The sequence below is a fragment of the Rhizocola hellebori genome, from assembly GCF_016862955.1.
GTDB lineage: Bacteria > Actinomycetota > Actinomycetes > Mycobacteriales > Micromonosporaceae > Rhizocola > Rhizocola hellebori.
The window spans coordinates 97,526-114,043 of sequence record NZ_BONY01000008.1 but is presented as its reverse complement, the minus strand read 5'-3'; the positions used below and the strand labels follow the sequence as shown (position 1 = coordinate 114,043).

Here is a 16,518-nt window from a genome sequence, read left to right as displayed (position 1 = left end):
TCGGAGGCGAATTGATGATCTTCCTTGGGCTACTTCTGCTCGTTGGCGCGGCTGGACTTTCGCTCGCCATCATCCTGGCGAACGACGGCACCTTCACCGCACCGGCAGGTGCCATCGAATTGTTCGGCAATCAGATCAATGCGACCGTCGGCCAGATGTTCCTCGGCGGTGTCGCGGCAGGTGCCCTGGTCCTGATCGGCATCATGATGGTTTTCAGCGGGCTGGCCCGCAACGCACGCCGTCGGTCGGCCGGGCGTCATAAGCTCAACGACCATCGGCAGGAGATGCGGGACCTGCAGCGCAAGCACGACACGGTGACGTCAGATCTTGCCGCCCATCGGGCAGCCACTGACGAGGCGGCCGACCAGGACAAGGTCAGCGTTCAGCAATAGCGTGCGCTGCGTCCTAAATGGACTGCGTCCGCCTTCCTCCGATACTTGCGCTTTGGGGTAACAAGTGCTGCACTGTGGTTAGCACTCGCCCTATGCGAGTGCCAGCCGAATGGGATGAGACCCCCGAGGGCGCGAGCCCGTGTGCAGCGGTCATCGCAAGTCGGTCCAACCAGTGCCGGTTCCGGCACGACGAACAGAGGACGACGCAGATGGCCAAGTTGATCGTATTTGGGGAAGAGGCTCGCCGCGGCCTGGAACGCGGCATGAACATCCTCGCCGACACGGTGAAGGTGACACTCGGGCCCAAGGGACGCAACGTCGTGCTGGACACGGCCTGGGGCGTACCCACCATCACCAACGACGGTGTCAGCATCGCCAAGCAGATCGAGCTCGACGACCCGTACGAGAAGCTCGGCGCCGAACTGGTCAAAGAGGTCGCCAAAAAGACCGACGATGTGGCCGGCGACGGCACCACCACGGCGACCGTGCTCGCCCAAGCGCTTGTGCGAGAAGGGCTGCGCAACGTGGCGGCCGGCGCGAACCCGATCGAGCTCAAGCGCGGCATAGAGCAGGCCGTGGCGGCAGTGACCGAAGCGCTTGGTATTCAGGCACGGGAGGTGGAAACCAAGGAGCAGATTGCCGCCACCGCATCCATCTCCGCGGGCGATACCTCGATCGGCGAGATGATCGCGGAGGCGATGGACAAGGTCGGCAAGGAAGGCGTAATCACCGTCGAGGAAAACAACACTTTCGGCCTCGAACTTGAACTCACCGAGGGAATGCGCTTTGACAAGGGCTACATCTCGCCCTATTTCGTCACCGACGCCGAACGGATGGAAGCCGTCTTCGACGACCCATACATCCTCATCGTGGAGAACAAGGTATCGAACCTGCCCGACTTGCTCCCGCTTCTGGAGAGGGTGGCCCAGGCGAGTAAGCCGCTGGTGATCATCGCCAGCGACGTGGAGGGCCAGGCGCTGGCCACCCTGATCGTCAACAAACTGCAGGGCACCTTCGCGTCGGTGGCGGTCAAGGCGCCCGGGTTCGGAGACCGCCGCAAGGCCATGCTGGCCGATTTGGCGATTCTGACCGGGACGCAGGTCATCTCCGACGAAGTCGGTCTCAAGCTCGATGCCGTCGATATCGACCTGCTGGGCCGGGCCCGCAAGGTAGTGGTGACAAAGGACGACACCACCATCGTTGAAGGCGCGGGCGATCCCGAACAGATCGCCGGCCGGGTCGCCCAGATCCGCGCGGAGATCGATAAGTCTGACTCCGACTACGACCGGGAGAAGCTGCAGGAGCGCCGGGCGAAGCTGGCCGGGGGCGTCGCGGTAATCAGGATTGGCGCCGCGACAGAGGTAGAGCTCAAGGAGCGCAAGCACCGCGTCGAAGACGCTGTTCGCAATGCGAAGGCCGCCGTCGAAGAAGGGTTGCTTCCTGGTGGCGGTGTGGCGCTGGCCAACGCTGCGGTAAGTGCTTTCGACAAACTGGATCTGGCCGGTGACGAGGCCACGGGCGCGAACATTGTGCGGGTAGCCCTCACCGCGCCGCTGCGGCAGATCGCCATCAACGCCGGCTTGGAAGGCGGAGTGGTAGCCGAGAAGGTCAACTCTCTGCCCCCGGGTTTCGGCCTCAACGCCGCCACTGGCGAATACGTCGACATGATGAAGGCCGGGATCGTGGAACCCGCCAAAGTCACCCGCTGCGCACTGCAGAACGCCGCGTCGATAGCCGCGCTCTTCCTTACCACCGAGGTGCTTGTCGCCGACATGCGGTAAACCCGCGGGCCCGCGCGGAGGTCAGATCGTGATAATGATCTTCCCGCGGGCCTTTCCCTCACCCAGGTACTGGAAGGCAAAGCAAGTCTGATCCAGCGAGTAGATCCGGTCGATGGCCGGGGTGACCTTCCCCGCTTCGATGAGTTCCTTGAGGACCAGCAAATCCTCGTAGTTTTCCCGGCAGATGTAGGTCTTCAGATTCTGGCCAACGAAGCGCGACAGCATTCCCGCGCGCATCTGCCGGTCGTAACCCCCGAGCCAGCGCCCACCGGTCTCGCCTCCGGCGATGACGAGCGTTCCTTCGGCCTTGAGCGCGCGGCGCAGCCGTGACAACGAAGCGTTCCCGCCGATATCGAGGATGAGGTCATAGCGCTGGCTGCCGTCGGAGAAATCCGCACCCTTGTAGTCGATGACGTGGTCTGCGCCCAGGGCGCGCACCATCTCCACCTTCGATGTGCTGCACACCGCGGTGACTTCCGCGCCGAACGCCTTGGCCAATTGCACCGCAAAGGTTCCGACACCGCCTGACGCCCCGATGACCAGAACGTGCTGACCCGGTTTGATCTGGCCGTGGTCACGCAAACCCTGCAGCGCGGTCAGCCCGGAGATGGGGACCCCTGCCGCCTGTTCGAAGCTGAGGTTTGCCGGCTTGTGCGCCAGCTTGTCCTCGCTGGCAAGCGCATACTCGGCATAACTGCCCTTGCCGATGCCAAACACCTCATCGCCGGGTACGAAACGCGTCACCCCGTCGCCCACCGCCTCCACCACGCCGGCGATGTCGCTGCCGAGAACGGGATTCTTAGGCGTCCGTAGCCCATAACCCGCCAGCCGGATGGGGTAGGGCAGGCCCGTCATGATGTGCCAGACGCCTCGATCCACCCCGGCCGCATGCACCCGAACCAGGACCTGTCCCTCGGCGACCTCGGGCTTGCCAACGTCGCGGAACTGCAGAACCTCCGCAGAACCATAGCTGTCGTGAACGATAGCCTTCATGCGCTGTTCTCCTCGCCGGTAACCGGCACCACCCAGACCGATCACCCAGCCGTGGCAAAGCCAAATTCGACCACTGTCCACATGAGACAGCAGCATGGAACGTCAGGGCCACGGCGGCACGCCTCAAGATCCAGTCGGCGTTGGGCAACGGGCTCAGCCGCATCGCGCCCGGCCGGCGATCGCAAGAAACGGATTGGAAAGCACCGCCGGGGGCTGAGGCAACATCTTCACTGTACGCCTGATCGCGGCCAAAATACGGGTTGCTGCCTGGCCGATCACACCGCACGCCCTGTCTTGGGCGCCTATCCGCCGTCGGGCGCCATCCGGTAGCCCGCGCCGCGGATGGTCTGGATGCTTGCCCGGCCGAAGGGCTGGTCGACTTTCTTGCGCAGGTAACGCACATAAACCTCGACGATGTTGTCGTCGCTGTCGAAGTTCATGTCCCACACGTTGTCGATGATCGCGCGTTTGGACATGACGTCTCCGGGGTGGCGCATGAGGAACTCCAGCAAGGCGAATTCCCTTGCGGTCAAAGCGATCTCGTGCCCCGCGCGGGTCACTTTGCGCCGGGCCGGGTCCAGGGAAAGGTCCCCGGCGCTCAGGACGGTGGGACGGGCGCGGGTGCCGCGGCGGGTCAGCGCCCGGATCCGCGCCAGCAGCACCACGAACGAAAACGGTTTGGTCAGATAGTCGTCGGCGCCCAGGTCGAGCGCGTCGGCCTGGTCGTACTCGCCGTCCTTGGCCGTCAGCATCAGGATCGGCGTCCACACCTCGCGTGCCCGCAGCCGGCGGCACACCTCGTAGCCGCTGAGCCCGGGCAGCATGATGTCGAGCACGATGACGTCATAGGGATGCTCGGTCGCCGCCCACAGCCCGTCCGGGCCGCTGTGCATGATGTCGACGGCGAAACCCTGCCCCACCAAGCCTTCGCGGATGGTCTCGGCGAGGCTCACCTCATCTTCCACCATGAGGATGCGCATCTTCGCCTCCTCTGCGGTGCCCGTCGTGGCCGATGGTCGGTAGCCGAAGGTGCAATGCCGCGCCCCCGCCGGGCGAGGTCTCGACTGCGATGGTGCCGTGGTGTCCGCGTGCGATCTCGCGGGTGATGGCCAGGCCGAGGCCGGAGCCGCCGACATTACGGCTGCGGCTGGTATCCAGGCGCACGAACCGGCCGAACACGCGCTCGCGGTCGGCCGGGTCGATTCCGGGGCCGTCGTCGGCCACGATCAGGTGCGCGGTCGACTGTTCCTGCCAGACCTCCACGGTGACCAGGGTTCGGGCATGCTGCGCCGCGTTGTCGCAGAGGTTGCCCACGGCCCGCTCGAGCTGGTGGGCGTCACCGGGCACCCGCACTGCAGCAATGTGCGCTTCTACCAACAGATGTGGGTACTGGCGGTGAAGCCGTTCCCGATGGGAATACGCGATGTCGTCGAGGTCCACGTCGGCGTCGCGCGGCCGCAGCCCATGCTCGTCGGCGCGGGCGAGCAGCAGCAGATCCGCCACGAGCCGGCCGAGGCGGCCGGTTTCGATTCGCAGGCGCTGCACCCCGGGTGGCGGCTCGTCGCCCGCGGCCAGCACGTCCAGCCCGACCTGCAAGGTGGTGAGCGGGCTGCGCAGCTCGTGGCTGGCGTCGGCGACAAAGCGCCGCTGGGTGTCGGAGGCCGCCTGCAGGCGGTCGAGCATCGCGTTCATCGTCTCGGCCAGCGCCGCGACCTCGTCGCGGGCACGCGGCACCGGAACCCGGGCCCGCAGGTCCCGGGCGGTGATGGTGGCGACGCGGCCGCGGATGGCCTCCACCGCACGCAGCGAGCGGCTCACGAACACGAAGGTCGCCAGCCCGACAGCCAAGGCCAGCAACGGAATCCCGGCCAGAAAGGAGTCGGTGACGACCTCCAGGCTCTCCTCGACCGGCTGCAGCGACTGGCCCACCACGACAATGCGGCTGCCCGCGCCGGCCGGCACCGAGGTGGCCACGATCCGGAACGGATCGTCGCCGCTGGGCAGAAGTCCTTGCTGCCAAAGGGTTTGCCCGGCCGCGGGGCGCAGATCGGTGATCGGCGGAAGGCCCGTTATCGCGGGCGAGCAAGCTACCACCTGCCCGGACTGGTCGAGCACTTGCACGATGGTCTGGTCTCCGGCCGCCGGGCGCAACGTCTGCGCCAGGCGCGCCTCGTCGCCCGAGGTGATCGCCGCGGCCACCTGACCCGAGCGCTGAGACGCGGTAGCGTCGATGTTGGCGGTGAGGCTCGACCTGGCGCTGTAGACCATCAGCACGCCTGCCAGCGCGGCAGCGGCGCTCACGACCGCGGCGGCGGCCAGCGCCGACCGCAGCCGGATCCCACCCACACCCCATCGCGACAGCAGGTCGCGGGCACGGCTCATGGCCGAAGCCTAAGTCTCACCACGGGCACCTGGCCACGTTGCCAAGCCGCACCTGAGATTGTGCTGAGAGGACGTCCTTCAGCCTGCGTTCAGCTGGCGCCGTACACAGTGCAGGGCATGGAATTTCGAGGTCCAGCCGTGGAGGCTGTCGGGCTGACCAAGCGCTACGGCGGGCGAACCGCTGTCGACGAGGTGAGCTTCAGCGTGAGCCGCGGTGAGGTGCTGGGTCTGCTGGGGCCTAACGGCGCGGGCAAGACCACGGCCATCCGCCTGCTGACCACGATGCTCACGCCGAGCAGCGGGCAGTTTCGCGTCGCCGGTGTCGACTGCGGCAAGCCCAACGACATCCGTCGCCGGATAGGCGTGCTGCCCGAGAGCGCGGGCTACCCGGAGCATCACAGCGGCAGCGAGTACCTGCTCTATCACGCGCGTCTGTTCGGTCTCAACCGGACGGACGCGGCCGGTACCACTGAAAGATTGCTCGCCGAGGTGGGGCTGGCCGACCGGGCTTCATCGGCGATCGCGACCTACAGCCGAGGGATGCGCCAGCGTCTGGGCATCGCCCGCGCCCTGGTCAACGATCCTGCCGTGGTGTTCTTCGACGAGCCCACGCTGGGACTGGACCCGGCCGGGCAACGCCAGGTCCTTGGCATCATCTGCGACATCGCGCAGCGCAGGGGCGCGGCCGTCGTGCTGTCCACCCATGCCCTGACCGAGGTCGAGGACGTGTGTACCAGCGTGCTGATCCTGCGGCAGGGGACAGTGCTGGCCGCCGGAACGGTTGCCGAGGTCATCGGTACGGTCGCCGCGCAGCCCACGGCACAGCTGCGCGTTCCCTCCGACATGATCGCGCGAGCGGCCGAGTCGCTGGCGTCAGCGCCCGGCCTGCAGCTCGAGACCACCGCCGACACGCTGCGGATAACTCTCGCGCCGGGCGGCGACGGGCATGTTCCGGATACCAACGCCGTTCTGCGCGCGGTGCTCGACGCCGCCATCCCCGTCCTGTCGTTCGACCTCGAAGGCACCCGGCTAAGTGATGCCTTCCTCGCCATGACCAGTCAGGAGCCACGATGAGCTGGTATGTGGTGACCGCCCGGGAATGGCGCGACCTGTGGCTGGGCGGACGAGGGCCGATCCTGATGTTCGCGCTCAGCATCCTGCTCAGCGCGATCACCTATCTAGCCGCCACCAATCAGATCCTGAACTACCTGGAACAGCGGGAGGCCGTCAACCTCACCCTGCAGGTCGCGGTCGCGGTGGGGGCCCTGGTTACGTTGGTGGTCAGCGCCGATGCCATCAGCGGCGAACGTGAACGCGCCACCCTGGAGAGCCTGCTGCTCGCGCCGGTGTCGCGGCGCGCGATCGTGCTGGGCAAGCTGACCGCCGCCGTGTCGCTGTGGCTGGGCGCCTTCGCGGTCGCCGTGCCATACCTGTGGGCGCTGGGCCGTGGCGTCTCGGCGCTCGTCCCGGCCATGGTCACCGGCCTGGTGGTGGGAACGCTGCTGGCGGTGGGACTGAGCGCGGTCGGGCTGCTGATCAGCATCCGGTCCAAGTCCAACAAGGTCAGCGTGTCGGTCAGCCTGTTCCTGCTCCTCGCACTCTTCGCGCCCACGCAACTGCCTACGCCCCATGGCGCTTTCGGCGTTTTCCTCGATCGGCTCAACCCCGTCGCCGCCGCCCTGCACTACCTCACGACAGTCGTCGTGAACGGGCGCGGCTGGACCCACGATCTGTCCTACCTGGCTTCATCACTGGCCGTCGCGCTTGTCGGCGTTCCCACCTTGATGATCCTCGCCCCGCGCATCGTCCACCTCGTCGCAGGAGATCACCGATGAGAGCCCTGGCTTTGCTTGCCGCCCTTGGGATCGTGCTGATCGGTCCCGCCTTGCCGGGAACGGCGGCGCACGCGGCGGACACCGAGCCGATCGAGGTGAGCTTCGACCAGACCGAGGTCGTCGTCGTCATCGGCCAGCAGTTCTCACTGCAGTCGGAGGTCGTCAACACCGGCCCTATCCCGGCCGGTGCGCGACTGGCTCATCTCAACGTCGCCAGCCTCACCGGCGGCGTTTACGTCGATCCCGAGGACTGGTCGGCCAACCGCAGCCTCTCCGTGGAGCCCATGGCACCGGGTGACAGCGTGCCTCTGGACTGGGACCTGCACGCGGTCAACGCCGGCAGTTTCGATGTCTACGTCGTCCTGCTGCCCAACGCCGCCGCCACCGCCGGGACCGGCCCGCTGATCGTCAGCCCGCCGGTCCACGTCACCGTCACCGAACGCCGAACCCTCAACCCCGGTGGCTCATTGCCCACAGTGATCGCCGTCCCGGTGCTGCTCGGGCTGATCGCCGCCACCATCAGGTACCGGGGACGCCGACCGGCTCGGCGGGATGTTTTCTAAGGATTCTCTAAAGCTGGCCGAAAGCCCGGCTGAGGCCGCGATGTTTGGGTGGTCACCACGGCGTCGGGACTCCTCCGGCGCCAGTGGACGAAAGGCATCAGGATGATGAAACGAACACGGCTGGTCGTGGCCACCGCGGCGGCGATCGCCTTGGCCGCGACCGGGACAGCGTCGGCGGCGGGGCCGACCCCGGCGCCCGGTGCGGGCAAGCCAGGTTCCGTGGCGACGGGGTCAAGATCAACGTTGGCGGCGGGGTGCTCGAGGTCGCCGATTGCGGCCCAGGCATTCCCGACAGCGATCTGGCGTTCGTCTTCGACCGTTTCTACCGCTCACCCGCAGCCCGCGCCCATCCCGGCTCGGGGCTCGGTCTGGCCATCGTCCGGCAGGTCGCGCAGGCCCACGGGGGCACCGCCCAGGCCCTGCCGAACGAAGGTGGCGCACTGCTGCGCATGGTCCTGCCATCGATTGAGGTCGTCACCCACGGTCCACATGGAAGGTGAGTGAATTGACACGGCAGCCGGCGCGTGGGAACAATCGGGTCACCAAATTGAATCGATGCGATCGCGTGTGGGGGAAGTCCGGTCAAATTCCGGCGCTGGCCCGCAACGGTAGGCCACCCTTTCGAGAGTGGCGAGTCCGAGTACCTGCTGCGTTCGCTTTGTTCTCCGCCCCCGTCGTGGCTCACGGGAGGAGACCGAGCGCGGGGGCGCTTGGCTTCTGACCTGGGCCGAGAAAGGCCTGAAATGGCTCGGTCCCTGCGGCTCGCGTTGAGCCTTGTTCTTGCTGCCGTTCTTTCCGTCGGTGTCGCGGTCGCCGATCCTTCTCCCAGGGCCGCTTATGCGGCGGGTTGCGTTGGTACGTCCGGTGTGACGGTGGTCGTCGACTTCGCCTCATTGGGCGGCGGGGTGACCCGGGCGTGTGCGCTCGGCGATCCGGCCTCTGGGCTGACCGCGCTTACCGGCGCCGGGTTCACCATTACCGGTACCAAGCGATGGGGTCTGGCATTTGTCTGCCGTATCAACGGTTTGCCCACTGCGGCGACCGAGCCTTGCCTGAACACGCCGTCGGCGTCGGCCTACTGGTCCTACTGGCACGCCACACCGGGCGGCACCTGGTCCTACAGCAGCGCGGGGGCCTCGTCCTACAACCCGGCCCCGGGCACGGTGGAGGGCTGGGCCTTCGGTTCGGGTGCCGCGCCGAGTGTGGCGCCGTGATGCGCAAGCTTTTCAGCATCCTGGCGGCGGCCGGGCTGGCCGTCGCCATCGCCGCTCCGGCTCAGGCGGCGCCCGCGTGGGACAGCGACGGCTCTTGGAGCAAAGGCGTCAAGTGGCTGGAAGGCGAGCTGGTCAACGGTGCATTGCCGGCGCCCGCCTGGGACCCGGCGACGCCCGCCGACCCCGACTGGGGCATGACCATCGACATGCTGATCGCCGTGCGCGCGTCGAAGCTGGAACAGCCGCTGGCACAGGCACTTTCGCAAAACATTGCCGCGAATGTGGATTCCTACACCACCCCGTCGTGGGGAGCGGGATTGATCATCGGTGGTGCCACGGCGAAGGTGCTCTTCGCCTCGGTCATCTCCGGCGGCGATCCGCTCAGCTTTGGTGGCCACAACATGCGCCAGCGAACGCTGGACCGGATAGACGCGGGTGGCTGGATCCACGACTCCGACGGCAACGGCGGCAACATGTTCGACCAGAGCCTTGCGGTGCTTGGCTTGGCCGGTTCGGGTGGGGTGCCTGACAACGTGGTGCAGTATCTGCTGTCCCAGCAGTGCGCGGAGGGCGGCTTCCCCCTGTTCCCAACGGCCGGCCCGATCGGTAACTGCCAGGCGTCAGCGGCCGACGCCAACGACGACGTCAAGAAGCTCTGGCCGGAACCGCACGTCGACGGCACCGCCATGGCGATCCAGGCGTTATATGGGGCTGGCAAGAAGCAGCAGGCCGATAAAGCGGTGGCGTGGCTGGCGGGCATGCAGCAGCCCAACGGCAGCTTCTTCGACCGGTGGGCCAGTCCGGTCCCCAGCACCAACAGCACAGGCCTTGCCGCGCAAGCGCTTTACGCGGGTGGCAAGGTGGACCAGGCGTCCAAGGCGGCGGCGTTCATCCGCACCCTTCAGCTGACCACCGCCAACGCGGGGGCCGCCAGCGCTCATGTGGGAGCGATCGCCAAAGGCACGGCAGACTTCGCAGATGGCACGGCAGACGGAATCTGCGAGGTAAAGCCCGAGTTTGAAAACTGTTTCATCGACGAGATGGATCCCTGGCACCGTGCCACCACCCAGGCCCTGCTGGCCTTCACGTTGGTGCCCATGCATCGCATCGGCGTCGACTCGCCGCCTACGCCATCCTCGCCATCCTCGCCATCGCCTTCGGCATCGGCGCCAGGAAGCGGTGGCGGATTGCCCGTGACGGGGCCGGCGGCGTTCACCATGGCCGGGGTGGGAGCCGCTGTCGTGCTGGCGGGAATGCTGTTGCTGGCATTGGCCCGGCGACGCCGGGTTTCGGTGCGATGATCCGGCGGGTCGCGATCGCGGTGATGCTTGCCGCCGCGGCGACGGTGGCACCCGTTGCCGCGTCGGCGGCCGCGGTCGACGGCCTGCCCGGATATTGTCCCGACACCAACGGTGTCACCGTGGTGGTGGACTTCAACGAGCTCGGCGGAGGGACGGTCGTGCGCTGTGCACCGGGCGCCCAGGCCAATGGGCTGACAGCGCTGGAGAACGCCGGGTTCACGGTGCAGGGAACCCAGCGCTGGGGCAAGGCGTTCATCTGCCGGATCCAAGGCAAGCCGGGCGCGGATACCGAGGCGTGCCTGAACACCCCGCCCGCCTCTGCCTACTGGTCCTACTGGTACGCGCCCAACGACGGCACCTGGAAGTACAGCGACTTCGGTGTGCTCAGCCGGACCCCGCCGGCCGGCAGTTTCGAGGGCTGGTCTTTTGCGAAGGACAAGACCTCTTCCTCGGTACCGCCACCCGGCGTCGCGCCGCACAGACCTCAGCCGCCGCCCCAGCCACCCCCGCCGCCCGCTGCGACGACCAAGCCGCCCATTGGTGGTGGGGGGCAGCCGGCGGCCGTGCCAGCGGCACCGACCGCGACAACTCCAGCAGCGCCAAGCGATACGGCCACACCGGAAGCGACGCAGCCGGGCACGCCAGCTGGTTCCGGCATCGTCACCGCGATCGCCGAGCCAGCGATCCGCCGGACGAGCACGCCATGGGGAGCCATCGCCGCAGCGATCCTGTTGTGCGCGTTGGCGTTGACGGCGCTGGTGATCCGGCGAAGACGGCGAGCGACATCCGACACCTAGCTGTTCAGCGGATGAGTCAAGCCGGTGAGACTCCGGCGCTGGCCCGCAACGGTGACCGCCCCATCGGCGGCAGCCCGACGGCTCACCGCGGTAGTTCCCATCCTGAAGTGGCTCAAGGAATCAGGGAGCCGGAGAAGCGTGCCAGGGCGCGCCGTCACCACCTCCGGCTGTCTGGTTCGGGCCAGAAAGGACAGTCAACGACAATGGTTCGCAGTCTGCGTCATCTCAGCCTGGTCGCGACCGGAGTGCTGCTCACCGTCACGATGGGGGCAGCACCTGCCGCGGCGACCGGGCATCCGACCACTCGGCCCGACGCAGCGGCCGGCTGGCTCGCCCGGCAGATGGTGGACGGGGAGAGATTCGAGGTCGACTTCGGCGGGATGATCTTCCCCGACCAGGGCCTGACCATCGATGCGATTTTCGCTTTCGCGGCGGCCAAAACCGCGAACGACTACGGTTCACGGGCATTGACCTGGCTGGCTCGGCCGGAAATCCTTTCCGGCTACACCGGCGACGGCGTGACCGAGTCGTATTCGGGTTCGACGGCCAAGCTGGCGCTTGCGGTGCAGGTTCGGGGCGGCAACCCGGCGTCTTTCGGGGGGCAGGATCTGCTTGCGCGGCTTCGGGCACTGCTGACACCGTCGGGCCGGTTCTCGGATCGGTCGGAGTTCGGTGACTTCAGCAACATGTTCGGCCAGTCCCTGGCGATCATCGCGTTGGAGCGCACCGCCGCGGGCGCCCCGGAATCGGCGGTGTCCTTCGTGGTGGCAAGTCGTTGCGCCGACGGGGGTTTCCCGGTGTTCCTCGGCGAGGCGACCTGCACCAGCGACACCGATGCCACCGCCCTGGCAGTCCAGGCACTGATCGCCACCGGGAATCGGGCGCAGGCCGCGCCCGCTGTCCAGTGGCTGCTCAGCGTCCAGGGGCCGGACGGCAGCTTCTCGGCCCTGGGCACGCCCAACGCCAACAGCACCGGCGTGGCCGGTCAGGCGTTGCGTGAGGCCCTACGGCTGGCAGCGGCGGCGAAGGCGCGCCAATTCGTCCTGTCGCTGCAGTCGGGCTGCTCCGCACCATCGGCGCAACGTGGGGCAATCGCCTTTGACGCCACCGGTTTCGACCCGGCGACAGCGGCGCGTGCCACCGCACAGGGAATTCTCGGCCTGACCGGGCCGGGCCTGCGTCATCTCACCTCGGCCGGATCTTCCTCGGGTGCACCGAGTCTGACCTGCTGATTGGGGGGTAAGCGCGGCGGGCCGGATTCCGGCCCGCCGCGTCAATGGACCTGGGGAGGCAGCTTTGGCTGGAGCGGAACAGCCGCGCCGGGCCGAGGTCGACGGGCGGGAGTTCATTCTGCTGACGCCGCAAGAACACGCCAAGCTTGACGCCGCGCGCAGACAGGCCGGTGCCGCCAACGCACGATCGTCGCGGTTGCGGGGTGAGCTGACGGCCAGTCTGGCCGTGGTGGCGGCCATCGCGGAACAGGTCGAGGCCAGCCCCTGCACGTGCCAGGTAAGGCAGCCGTGCCTGCGGTGCCGGCTCACCGATCTGCTCGGTCGACCGCGCTCGGGGTAGCTTCCGGCAGGACGGAGCCGTCGGCGCGGCGCAGGCGCTGATCGTCGTGCCCACCCGTGAGCGGCTGGAAAACGGTGCGGGGATTGAAGTTGGCGCGCCGGGATGCTCGGCGCAACGCCCCGAGCACGGCCGGGCCGGCCAGCGCCACGAGGATGGCGGTGGTGACCGCCCGGCCGGTGTCCCAGCCAAGCGAGGTCACCGTGAAGAAGGTCAGGTATCGCTGCAGCTGCTCCAAGGGCGCCAAGCCTGGCTGGTAGGCGATCGAGCTGGCCGGGTCGAGAGCGAACGGCCAGAACGACAGGTTGAGCAGGAACCCGAACAGGTACCCGGCGAAGGCCGCATAGCCGGCGAGCATGGCCAGCTCGGCCTTGCCGGACGCCCTGGGCAGCATCCCGGCGAGCATGCCGACGAAGGCACAGCCGAACATCTGGTACGGCATCCAAGGCCCCACTCCGCCGGTCAGCAGAGCCGAGGCGAAAAGCGAGGTGCAGCCCAGCGTGAACCCGAACCCGGGCCCGAACACGCGACCGGCGAGCACCAGCAGGAAGAACACCGTTTCGATCCCGGCTGTGCCCGCTCCCAGCGGGCGCAGCGCGGCGTTGATGGCCGACAGAACACCAAGCATGGCAAGCGCTTTGGCGTCGATGCGCCCTTCGGCTATCTCCGAGAAGACCACCGCCACGATGATCAGCAGCAGCACACCGAACATCAGCGGCGCGGTCTGCGTCGAGCCGATGGCGCCCGGCGCGGCCAGAAAAGGCCACGCGAAGGCCACCAGACCGATGAACGCGGCCATCGCGATCGACGCGCCCGCGCGAGTGGGAATGCCGATCGCCTGTGGCTTACCAGCCATCATCCTTCTCCTCACGTAGCGCAGCGCTGACCTGAGCCAGGGTCAGATAGGGCAGCGGGGAAAGGATTTTCGCGATCTGCGGCGCGAAAGCCGGGGAAGCGGTGAGCACGGTGGGCGCCGGCCCGTCGGCGATCACCGACCCCTCGGCCATGACGATGACGCGGTCGGCCACGGTCGCCGCGAACTCGACATCATGGGTCGCCACCACGACCGCGCGCCCCGCCTGGGCGAGCTGGTCGAGGGTGGCGGCCAGCCCCGCCTTTGCCTGATAGTCCAGCCCCCTGGTCGGCTCGTCGAGCAGCACCACCCCCGGCGTCACCGCCAGCTGGATGGCCAGCACCAGAGCCAGCTGCTGCCCGGCCGACAGATCGCGCGGGTGATCGCCGCCGGCGATGCCGGGCACCATGCGATCCAGCACAGTCCTTGCCGTGCCAGGGGTTGCTCCATCGCGGTCGGCCTGGGCCAGTTCCGCGTCGACAGTGTCGTGATACAGAAGGTCCGAGGCGGTCTGGGGCACCAGGCCGACCAGCCGGCGGGCCACGGCGGCTTTGACCTTGCCCGGATCCAGGTGCTGACCGTCAGCGGCGACAACAGCAACAGCCCCACCGTCGCGTCTTCCCGAGCCCTGCAATGCCCACAGCAGCGACGACTTTCCGGATCCGTTGCGGCCCATAAGCGCGGTGATCTGGCCCGGCTTGAGCTGGAGGCCGACCCCCGCCACCGCCACCACGGGCCCGTGCCGCACGATGATGTCCTTGGCCGCCAAGGCTTCGCCCGCCTGGGTGCGGTCCTGGCGGTGTGCCGTGATCGCCTGTTCAGGAAGGCGGCGGCGAAGCTCGGGCGCGTGGCGGCGGGCGTCACGTACCGACAGTGGCAAAGGGTTCCATTTGGCCAGCCGTCCAAGGTGGACGATCGGCGGGACCGAGGTCGCCTCCTGCAGCAGAACGGCGGGCTGGCCGATGGTCGCGCTGCCGTCGCCGCGAAGCCAGATGAGCCTGTCGGCGTAAGGGATTACCCGTTCCAGGCGGTGTTCGGCCATCACCACGGTGACACCGAGGTCGTGCACCAGGCGGGTGATCGCCGCCAGCACGTCCTCGGCGCCGACCGGGTCCAGCGCGGAGGTGGGCTCGTCGAGCACCAGCACCCGCGGATGGGCGGTCAGTGCCGCGCCTATCGCGACGCGCTGCTGCTGCCCGCCGGACAGCTCGTGCAGCCCGCGATGCCGCAAATCGGCCAGCCCCAACAGATCCAGGGTTTCTTCCACCCGGGTACGCATCACCGCCGGCCCGAGCGCGAGCTGTTCCATGCCGTAGGCCAGTTCCTCCTCGACCGTGTCGGTGACGAACCCGGCGACCGGGTCCTGCCCGACCACCCCGACCAGGTCGGCGAATTCGCGCGGCGGGTGGGTGGCCGTGTCGCGGCCGTGCACGGTGACCCGGCCGTCGAGGGTGCCGCCGGTGAAGTGGGGCACCAGCCCGTTGATCGCGCCGAGCAGCGTCGACTTGCCCGTGCCGGTATGCCCGACGACCAGGCACAGCTCGCCCTCACCGAGGTCCAGGTCGACCTCGCGCAACACCGGTTCCGGCGCGCCTTCGTAGGTGATGCTCACCCGGTCGAAACGGATCACTTCGACGCTCCTTGAACGGTGGCGGCGGGCGGGCTGCGGCGCTGTGCGGGTGGCGTGGAGCGTGGCGGCGCGGGAGGCGGCGGCGAGGCGAACGCCGCTGTCGCCGAGACGAGAATCGCGGCGGCCGGTATCAGCGGCAGGGTGGGCCACTGCAGCGGATAGAGGCCGGGGTTGAGGGTGGCCGGGTCGTAACCTGTACCCAGATAGAAAACAAAGGCGGTCAGCAGACCGCAACCGGCGACCGTCCACTCCGGCCACCGCCACGGATCGGGCCGGTAACGGCTTCGGGACACCCGGCGGCCACCGACATACAGGCCCGCGACGGACAAGGCCGTGCCCGCGGCGAATCCGGCCAGGCCCATCGCCCGGGGCGTCCCCGGGTCGAGCAGGCCGTAGACGCCCACGCACAGACCGGCCATCCCGGCGAGCATCAGCGTCCCGGTCAGCCGCCGTGACCTTGCGCTTGCCGTGCCGGTGCGGCCGTAGCCGCGCGAGTCCATGGCGGCCGCCAGTCGCAGCGAACGGTCCAGCGCGTCATGCAGCACGGGAAGCGCGATCGCCCGCAGCGCCCGCAACCCGCGGGATTTGCCGGCTCGCAACCGGCGGGCCCGGGCCACCCGCTGCACGCTTTCCACCAGCTGCGGGGCCACCGACAGCGCCACCGTCACGGCCACCCCGAGCTCGTAGAGGGCGCCGGGCAGCACCTTCAGCGCCCGCTTTGGGTTGGCCAGGCTGTTGGCCGCGCCGATGCAGCACAGCAGGCACGCCAGCCGCATCCCGTCGATGGTGGCAGCCAGGGTCGCCTGCAATGACACCGGGCCGCCGATCTGAATCCCCGCATACCAATCCGGCATGTCCAGCCGCGGCAGGCGGAACAGGATCGTGTCCTGCGCGGTGATGCCCGTGCCGAACACCGATCGGAACACCACTCGGATAGCGATGACGATCAATGCCATGATCAGGTAATACTTGAAGGCCCGCGCCCACGGGGCGTCGGTGCGCCGCGCGGTGACGACCAGCCCGAGCACACCGAAGATCAGGGCCAGCAGCAGCGGATTGCTGGTCTGACTCGCCGCCGCGGCGAGGCAGATCGCCCACACCCACCAGGCCACCGGATGCAAAGCCCTGGGCAAAAGGGCGGAAGCGGCCACCATGAACATCTCCGGCTGGGGGTGATCGGCGCCCGGTGCAGATCCCAACCATGGCGA

At 68.1% G+C, this 16,518-nt stretch carries 17 protein-coding genes and 1 riboswitch; of the genes, 11 read left to right on the top strand and 6 right to left on the bottom strand.

Features of this window, described 5'->3' with window-relative positions; all coding sequences use genetic code 11:
* The first annotated feature begins 14 nt into the window (after nt 1–14).
* A complete protein-coding gene (locus tag Rhe02_RS08235; protein WP_203907492.1) occupies nt 15–392 on the top strand; it encodes a hypothetical protein in 378 nt (125 codons plus the stop codon).
* 209 nt (nt 393–601) lie between these two features.
* Complete coding sequence (gene groL, locus Rhe02_RS08230; protein WP_203907491.1) at nt 602–2,173, top strand: chaperonin GroEL; 1,572 nt, start codon at nt 602–604, stop codon at nt 2,171–2,173.
* A gap of 21 nt (nt 2,174–2,194) precedes the next feature.
* On the opposite strand, the gene Rhe02_RS08225 is transcribed toward groL, so the two are convergent.
* The 3 genes from Rhe02_RS08225 to Rhe02_RS08215 form a co-directional block, all read right to left on the bottom strand.
* Nucleotides 2,195–3,166 carry an NAD(P)-dependent alcohol dehydrogenase gene (locus tag Rhe02_RS08225; protein WP_203907585.1) on the bottom strand — a complete coding sequence of 324 codons (972 nt, stop codon included), beginning with the start codon at nt 3,164–3,166 and terminating at the stop codon, nt 2,195–2,197.
* Between the two features lie 302 nt (nt 3,167–3,468).
* Entirely contained in the window at nt 3,469–4,146 is a 678-nt protein-coding gene (locus Rhe02_RS08220; protein ID WP_203907490.1) for a response regulator transcription factor, read from the bottom strand.
* A complete protein-coding gene (locus tag Rhe02_RS08215) occupies nt 4,121–5,548 on the bottom strand; it encodes a sensor histidine kinase (RefSeq protein ID WP_203907489.1) in 1,428 nt (475 codons plus the stop codon). The genes Rhe02_RS08220 and Rhe02_RS08215 overlap by 26 nt, the downstream gene beginning before the upstream one ends.
* Nucleotides 5,549–5,665: 117 nt before the next feature.
* On the opposite strand from Rhe02_RS08215, the gene Rhe02_RS08210 reads away from it, so the two are divergent.
* From Rhe02_RS08210 to Rhe02_RS08170, 9 genes are all read left to right on the top strand, one after another.
* Complete coding sequence (locus Rhe02_RS08210; RefSeq protein WP_203907488.1) at nt 5,666–6,622, top strand: ABC transporter ATP-binding protein; 957 nt, start codon at nt 5,666–5,668, stop codon at nt 6,620–6,622.
* Nucleotides 6,619–7,383 carry an ABC transporter permease gene (locus Rhe02_RS08205; RefSeq protein ID WP_203907487.1) on the top strand — a complete coding sequence of 255 codons (765 nt, stop codon included), beginning with the start codon at nt 6,619–6,621 and terminating at the stop codon, nt 7,381–7,383. Before Rhe02_RS08210 ends, Rhe02_RS08205 begins: the two co-directional genes overlap by 4 nt.
* On the top strand, nt 7,380–7,946 hold the full coding sequence (locus tag Rhe02_RS08200) for a hypothetical protein (protein WP_203907486.1): 567 nt from the start codon (nt 7,380–7,382) through the stop codon (nt 7,944–7,946). The genes Rhe02_RS08205 and Rhe02_RS08200 overlap by 4 nt, the downstream gene beginning before the upstream one ends.
* Nucleotides 7,947–8,029: 83 nt before the next feature.
* Nucleotides 8,030–8,446, top strand: coding sequence for a sensor histidine kinase (locus Rhe02_RS50490; protein WP_275412604.1), 417 nt, complete (start codon nt 8,030–8,032; stop codon nt 8,444–8,446).
* Nucleotides 8,447–8,493: 47 nt separating this feature from the next.
* Nucleotides 8,494–8,612: riboswitch (cobalamin riboswitch) on the top strand.
* A gap of 77 nt (nt 8,613–8,689) precedes the next feature.
* Nucleotides 8,690–9,160, top strand: a complete 471-nt coding sequence (locus Rhe02_RS08190; protein WP_203907485.1) for an SCO2322-related protein — start codon at nt 8,690–8,692, stop codon at nt 9,158–9,160.
* Complete coding sequence (locus tag Rhe02_RS08185; RefSeq protein ID WP_203907484.1) at nt 9,157–10,461, top strand: prenyltransferase/squalene oxidase repeat-containing protein; 1,305 nt, start codon at nt 9,157–9,159, stop codon at nt 10,459–10,461. Before Rhe02_RS08190 ends, Rhe02_RS08185 begins: the two co-directional genes overlap by 4 nt.
* Complete coding sequence (locus tag Rhe02_RS08180; protein ID WP_203907483.1) at nt 10,458–11,258, top strand: hypothetical protein; 801 nt, start codon at nt 10,458–10,460, stop codon at nt 11,256–11,258. Before Rhe02_RS08185 ends, Rhe02_RS08180 begins: the two co-directional genes overlap by 4 nt.
* Nucleotides 11,259–11,461: 203 nt before the next feature.
* The gene (locus Rhe02_RS08175; RefSeq protein ID WP_203907482.1) at nt 11,462–12,490 is read left to right on the top strand and encodes a prenyltransferase/squalene oxidase repeat-containing protein; all 1,029 of its coding nucleotides are present in this window, start codon (nt 11,462–11,464) and stop codon (nt 12,488–12,490) included.
* 64 nt (nt 12,491–12,554) lie between these two features.
* Nucleotides 12,555–12,830, top strand: a complete 276-nt coding sequence (locus Rhe02_RS08170; RefSeq protein WP_203907481.1) for a hypothetical protein — start codon at nt 12,555–12,557, stop codon at nt 12,828–12,830.
* On the opposite strand, the gene Rhe02_RS08165 is transcribed toward Rhe02_RS08170, so the two are convergent.
* From Rhe02_RS08165 to Rhe02_RS08155, 3 genes are read right to left on the bottom strand one after another with little or no spacing between them, the layout of a single operon-like run.
* Entirely contained in the window at nt 12,796–13,686 is an 891-nt protein-coding gene (locus Rhe02_RS08165) for an ECF transporter S component family protein (RefSeq protein WP_239123546.1), read from the bottom strand. The genes Rhe02_RS08170 and Rhe02_RS08165 overlap by 35 nt on opposite strands.
* Nucleotides 13,673–15,310 carry an ABC transporter ATP-binding protein gene (locus tag Rhe02_RS08160; RefSeq protein WP_203907480.1) on the bottom strand — a complete coding sequence of 546 codons (1,638 nt, stop codon included), beginning with the start codon at nt 15,308–15,310 and terminating at the stop codon, nt 13,673–13,675. Before Rhe02_RS08160 ends, Rhe02_RS08165 begins: the two co-directional genes overlap by 14 nt.
* Nucleotides 15,307–16,464 (bottom strand): energy-coupling factor transporter transmembrane component T, encoded by a 1,158-nt coding sequence (locus Rhe02_RS08155; RefSeq protein WP_239123543.1) that lies wholly within the window; start codon nt 16,462–16,464, stop codon nt 15,307–15,309. The genes Rhe02_RS08160 and Rhe02_RS08155 overlap by 4 nt, the downstream gene beginning before the upstream one ends.
* Between the last annotated feature and the right edge of the window lie 54 nt (nt 16,465–16,518).